Origin of the sequence: Moorena sp. SIO1G6 (assembly GCF_010672795.1) — a bacterium.
GTDB lineage: Bacteria > Cyanobacteriota > Cyanobacteriia > Cyanobacteriales > Coleofasciculaceae > Moorena > Moorena producens.
In genome coordinates, this window is the sequence record NZ_JAAHFZ010000127.1 from 1 (window position 1) to 5,196 (window position 5,196).

Consider the following 5,196-nt stretch of genomic DNA (forward strand, 5'->3'; position numbering starts at 1 on the left):
GATAACAATCCGATTTAATGAGGTACCAATGACAATGGTTCCTATGATGAGGAGCCGGATGAAGGGAAACTTTCACGTCCGGTTTTGAAGACGAGTCGGTGAGGCGACTCACCGGCTTAGTTTAATCAAACATTATCAAAAAAGTAACCACACAGCTAATCGACCTAGCCAAGGTGGGTAGGGGAGTTTTGACACTCCCACATCGATACGATCTTTTTAGCTCTCTTAAAAAATCATATCGAATGAGAAGTGAAACCGCACGGGAAAACCGCTGCGGTGTAACAACCTCATAGAATCCCCCGTGTTTTAAACGGGGGAGATGTCAAAGCATCCGTGTAGACAAATATATTCAGACCCTAATACCTGTGGACTGGATAGTGCCGACACGACTAGGATGAAGCAGGAAGAAACCATGACGCTGCCCTATTGTGAGCGTTTTTTTGTATTGTGGGATCGAATTGCATCATGGCAGACAAAGAGCATTTGGCTGTGCTCAAACGAGGGATAGATGCCTGGAATCAGTGGCGGATGGAGAATCCTAACCTAGAGCCTGATCTGAGTGAGGCTAACCTGAGAGGGGCTGACCTCAGTAGAGCTGATCTCAGGCGAGTTAACCTGATCAAAGCTGACCTCAATGTGGCTAACCTAAGAGGGGCTAACCTCAGCGAGGCTAATCTCCTTGAGGCTAACCTCTGTTTATCTAACCTGATCAAGGTTAACCTTAACCAGGCTAACCTTTGCAAAGCTAAGCTCCGCTCTGCTAACCTCTACAAGGCTAACCTGATCGAGGCTAACCTCAGCGGCGCTAACCTAATTGAGACTAACCTCTACAAGTCTGACCTTTGCAAAGCTAAGCTCCGCTCTGCTAACCTCTACAAGGCTAACCTAAGTAGAGTTAACCTCAGCAAAACAGACCTTTGTGGATGTTACCTTGGCAGGGCTAACCTTAGTGGTGCTAACCCCAGTCTGGCTGAGTTTAGAAATGCCGACCTGAGCCAGGCAGACCTCAGAAGTGCCGACCTCAGTTGGGCTGACCTGAGCAAAGCTGACCTGAGTCGAGCTAACCTCAGCAAAGCTGACCTCAGTGGAGCTAACTTCAATAAAGCTGACCTGACCAAGGCTGACCTGACCAAGGCTGACCTGAGCGGAACTGACTTGAGCGAAGCTAACCTGACCAAGGCTGACCTGAGGGAGGCTTACCTGATTAGGACTCAAGCGTTAGACTGTAATTTTACTGAAGTAATCTTTACCGGAGCTTGTCTGGAAGATTGGAAAATTAATCAGGGCACGAAGCTCAAGCATGTGATTTGTGAGTATGCGTATCTAAAATATGACTATACACAAGACAAATTCATTGAACGTCGCCCTAGGAATGAAACTCAGAACTTTGCCCCAGGAGATTTTACTTGTCTGTTTCAGAAAGCCTTGGAAACTGTTGACCTGACATTTAGTGATGGTATTGACTGGAAAGCTTTTTTGCTTTCCTTTCAACAGCTCAGGGAAGAATACGGTGAAGAATACCTATCAATCCAAGCTATCGAAAAGAAGAGCAGTGGTTCGTTTTTGATTAGGCTTGAGGTACCACTAGATGCTAGCAAGGCTGAAATTGAGCGTCAGGCAAAAACACTATATGACAATAAACTGAGTACCCTTGAGGGAATATATCGTGCAGAATTGAAAGCGTCCCATGACCAGCTAGCAAGCTCTCGTCAGCGCAGCGCAAATCTGTGGGAAATTGTTAAACAGCAAGCGAATAGACCGATTATTTAAGGCTTTTTCGTACCTGTGATGTTAAATTATTAATATGATTTACAAAATTATGGCTAAGCAATAGTTTTGTAAATTATTTATGGTTAGTTTATAAGGTTGAAGTATAAAATAAAGGTATAGCTATGTTTGGAGTCGTTTTAACTAACAGCTTGGAAGAGGAAATCCATAAAATCCGCTAAAATAGATAGATGTTATTGCTCTAGTACAAATGCTCTGCATAAGTGACATGCTACCCTTGTTATTATTTTAATTAGCGCGGGTTGCAAACCGCTATATTTTCCTAGACAGTAACAGCTTGGATAATCTTTTAATTAATAAAATAAATTCTAAAGAAAATACTAGTGATATGGACAGGATACTGAGGATTACAAAAAGTAGCAAAACTACACCAGGGGTTAGATAATTTCCTTGGCTAAGTAAACCAAGTAAAAAGAAGTTGAGGACAAGGCTAAAAATTAATAATCCTGAATTAATAAAATTATAATTGCTACGCTTAACCCGTTTATTTTTATAATTATCATAATTATTAATATTATTATTGGTCAAATAATCAATCATATATAACAAAATTGTTTGGTGATATTTTTGCCGATTTTGCCAATACGGTTCCATTAGAAAATCTATTAAATCCAACAGTCTTTCCGAAATATGTATTGCTTCATTTCGCCAGATAAACTTTCCAGTTCGGGAGTCTTTTGGAAAATCACTAGGGTGTTGACCACTGAGCAACCGCACAAAGGTACGACCTAAGGCAAAAAAATCAGATTGTGGATAAGCTTCTTGTTCATTAATGATCTCTGGTGGTACATATCCTAGGGTTCCAATACTGGTAGTTGGCGAAGTACTTTGTTGTTGAATAATGTATTTTTGGGTTAGTTCTTTAACTGCGCCAAAGTCAATTAATACCAGTTGTCCATTGGGTCTGATCATGATGTTATCCGGTTTAATATCCCTGTGTAAATACTTGGGATGGATTTCATTAAGTATTACTATCAGTTGTTTTAGCCAGTCAATTGCCTGCTCTTCAGTAATTAGTTGATTAGTCTGAACCAGCCACTCTTCCAACGTTAGTCCATCAATCTTCTCCATCACCAAGCAGTGTAAGAAGTCTTCTTGGTTATTTTTATTAGGCACAAAACGGAAGTAGCTATCTGGCTCAACTCGGGGAATTCCTGGATGATTGAGCTGCTTCAACACTTCTACTTCTCGCTGAAACAACTCAACGGCTTTTTCTCTCGTCTTTGAATCACTAAAGTAACTTAATGTCAGAACTTTGATCACTTTCCTGTTACCTGACTGACTTGAGTTAATACCAAGCCAATCTTCTACTTCAAAGGTTTGACTAAAGTTACCGCTACCTCACTTTTTGATCAGGGTAATCGCATCTTATTTTGTATAAAATGTACTTGACAAATATTTAGGTGTGTTATCTAAATCCTGATCGCCCTTGAGGCTACCTCCCAGAAGCCCAAGCAGTTAACCTGAGAATCAACAAAATTTTCTATTTCCCGATCGTTGATCATGTCAAAAGGCAATGGCCGCACTTGTGCTGACACCTCAGCAACAACAACAGGCATTGATTCAATGAAAGAGTGTTCTTAAACACTTTCAACACCTACAGGATCCCCGTGTGGAAAGAACCCAGCATCACAGTTGAAGAGCGATAGTCACCATTGCCATTTTGGCCATCCTCTCTGGAGCCGATGGGTTTGTCGCCATTGAGACCTACGGCAAAGCCAAGCTTGGGTGGCATGAGACCTTTTTGGACTTACCCTATGGGATTCCCTCCCATGATACCTTTGGTCGGGTGTTGGGTCGGCTCGAACCCCAAGAGCTAGAAACCAGTTTCCTGAGTTGGATCAGCAGCATCACCGATAAATTAGGTATAAAGATGATTCATATCGATGGCAAGAGGTGAAAAGGTTCTTATGACCGAGAAAGCCAACTTAAAGCTCTGCACAGTGTCAGTGCCTGGAGCAGCGAACATGGGCTGGTGCTGGCTCAGCAAAAGGTCGAGAGCAAGTCCAATGAAATCAAGGCACTACCTCAGAGGCTGTTGTTGCTCAACCTTAAGGGAGCTGTGGTGACCCTCGATGCGATGGGAACCCAAATCCCCATGGCTGGGCAAATCAAGAAGGCCGAAGGAGACTATGTTTTGGCTCTCAAAGGCAACCAAGGTCAGCTCAGCCAGTCAGTAAAGGATTGGTTTAAGCAAGCTGAAGCTCAGAACTGGCAGGGGATTGAGTTCACTCACCACGCCTTGTATTGAAAGTGGGCATCACCGCAGGGATACTCGTCAGGTTTGGGCGGTGCCAGTGAGTCAATTACCGCGCCCTGCATCGGCAACCCCAATGGGTGGGCTTAACCACCGTGGTGATGGTTAAGACTACGCGAGAGTTATGGAACAAAACTACCAAGGAAGTTCGCTTTTACATCAGTAGTCTGGAACCGGATGCTCAGCGCCATAACCAGGTCATTCGCTCCCATTGGACTATTGAAAATAGTCTGCATTGGGTGCTCGATGTCACCTTCAACGAAGATGCGAGTCGGATTCGTCAGGGTTATGCTGCCCAAAACCTGGGGCTGTTGCGCCGTTTAAGTGTCAATTTACGTGGATCGCGAACCGTCCCGACTCAGTCTGAAGATGAAGCGTTACAAGGCCGGGATGGACAATGACTTTGTGATCAAAATTCTGGCAGCCAGTGTGGCTGAGTGAGGGGTTGGCTCAGATCAAGGCAAGTTTGAGGACAAGTTTGATCAGGTCATGGACTTCCTCATATAGCTCAAGCCATAGATCCAAAGCACTTTGTGGGACTTTAACACTAAATACATCAGTTTTGTGCATGTCATAACCTGCAGTTTACAGTCAAATTAATGGTCAAGTTAAAGTAATTTTAGAACTCGATCAAGATGCGATTACCCTGACTTTTTGATAACTTGGTAACGATTGTGTATTTCCTGTCCGATGTGAATCATAGTTACTTAAATCAGCCACCCTGGTACAAACGTTTGTTAAGATAGTTTTTAATTACAGGATCTACAGTAAAAAAAACTTCCCCCATATCCTGAGAATTTTTTTCAATAAGTGAACGTTGTAACAAATTATTTATAGATGTCTTTATTTCTGAACTCGCTCTGTTGGGATATGAAGAAAATTGAGCTAGCAAGTATTGAGTTGAAACTGGCTCGGTAGCCATGGCTAAATAGTTCATTAGCTCTTGATCGAAATCTGATAAGTGAGAAAATTGCTTGTCGAACATATTGATCAAAACATCACCAATAAATAATGACCCTTTGAGCTGGGGGGGCGACAAGCGCCCCGTAAACCTTGATATATATTAAATTGAGCGAATTATGGTAAAAAAAGATAGGTCAGAAATTGTCAAGACGACCTATCAAGTTAGAATGATACCAGAATTATACCAA

3 protein-coding genes and 2 pseudogenes are annotated in these 5,196 nt (G+C 42.5%); 2 read left to right on the forward strand and 3 right to left on the reverse strand.

Annotated features, from left to right (window positions below):
* Positions 1–465: 465 nt before the first annotated feature.
* On the forward strand, positions 466–1,770 hold the full coding sequence (locus F6K63_RS36210) for a pentapeptide repeat-containing protein (RefSeq protein WP_287314926.1): 1,305 nt from the start codon (positions 466–468) through the stop codon (positions 1,768–1,770).
* 270 nt (positions 1,771–2,040) lie between these two features.
* On the opposite strand, the pseudogene F6K63_RS36215 reads toward F6K63_RS36210, so the two are convergent.
* Together F6K63_RS36215 and F6K63_RS36220 are read right to left on the reverse strand one after the other, a co-directional pair.
* Positions 2,041–3,117 (reverse strand): annotated as a pseudogene (locus F6K63_RS36215) (serine/threonine protein kinase); the annotation flags it as partial.
* Positions 3,118–3,200: 83 nt separating this feature from the next.
* Positions 3,201–3,347: a hypothetical protein gene (locus F6K63_RS36220; protein WP_287251513.1), complete on the reverse strand. Its 147-nt coding sequence runs from the start codon at positions 3,345–3,347 to the stop codon at positions 3,201–3,203.
* A 23-nt stretch (positions 3,348–3,370) separates the two neighbouring features.
* Between F6K63_RS36220 and F6K63_RS36225 the strand changes: the two are divergent.
* Positions 3,371–4,486 (forward strand): annotated as a pseudogene (locus F6K63_RS36225) (ISAs1 family transposase); the annotation flags it as partial.
* 271 nt (positions 4,487–4,757) lie between these two features.
* Here F6K63_RS36225 and F6K63_RS36230 read toward each other — a convergent pair.
* The gene (locus F6K63_RS36230) at positions 4,758–4,967 is read right to left on the reverse strand and encodes a hypothetical protein (protein ID WP_287314927.1); all 210 of its coding nucleotides are present in this window, start codon (positions 4,965–4,967) and stop codon (positions 4,758–4,760) included.
* Positions 4,968–5,196 lie beyond the last annotated feature (229 nt).

Coding starts and splice junctions, on each gene's coding strand:
- F6K63_RS36220 (WP_287251513.1), bottom strand. CDS start 3,347: ATGCCTGTTGTTGTTGCTGAGGTGTCAGCACAAGTGCGGCCATTGCCT.
- F6K63_RS36230 (WP_287314927.1), bottom strand. CDS start 4,967: ATGGCTACCGAGCCAGTTTCAACTCAATACTTGCTAGCTCAATTTTCT.
- F6K63_RS36210 (WP_287314926.1), top strand. CDS start 466: ATGGCAGACAAAGAGCATTTGGCTGTGCTCAAACGAGGGATAGATGCC.